The organism is Frankia sp. Mgl5, assembly GCF_023242985.1.
Taxonomy (GTDB): Bacteria; Actinomycetota; Actinomycetes; order Frankiales; family Frankiaceae; genus Parafrankia; species Parafrankia soli.
This window is the reverse complement of sequence record NZ_JALKFY010000436.1, coordinates 1-545: the sequence shown is the minus strand read 5'-3', so window position 1 is coordinate 545 and position 545 is coordinate 1. Positions and strand designations below refer to the sequence as shown.

Below are 545 nucleotides of genomic sequence, written 5' to 3'. Positions count from 1 at the left end.
GACAACCACGAAGAACCCCCCAACAAACCCGCACCCATACCCACCCACTGCGCCCCCTGACCCGGAAAAACAAAAACGTTTCCGCGATCGGCGCCGACCTGCGGCCGGGACGGTTCGAAGATCACGTCCGGATGTGGCGTGCCGGCGCCCAGCGCGCGCAACGCGGTGACCCGCTCGTCGTGGGAGCCCGCCACCACGACCGCACGTCGCGCGAGACGCGCGCGGGTCGTCGCCAGGGACCGGCCGATCTCGGCCGCGGCAGGTGCCGGCCGCGCGGCGGCGAACTCCGCCAGGGCGTCGGCCTGGGCGCGCAGCGCCGCCGGCGACGCCGCGGACAGCAGCCAGGGCACGGCCTCCCCCGCCACGACGCCGTCCGGGGCGGCATCTGCGACTTCATCCGTGGCGGTGTCGGGGGACTCGTCCGGGGCCTGTTCGATGATCACATGAGCGTTCGTCCCGCTCACCCCGAACGACGACACACCCGCCCGCCGCGGCCGGCCCGTCTCCGGCCACACCACCGGCTCCGTCACCAGCGACACCGCACC

At 73.9% G+C, this 545-nt stretch carries 1 protein-coding gene; it reads right to left on the bottom strand.

Annotated features, from left to right (window positions below; genetic code table 11):
- Positions 1–530, bottom strand: a 530-nt coding sequence (locus MXD62_RS10015) for a ketoacyl-synthetase C-terminal extension domain-containing protein (RefSeq protein ID WP_308301227.1), incomplete at its 3' end; no start/stop codon positions are given.
- Positions 531–545 lie beyond the last annotated feature (15 nt).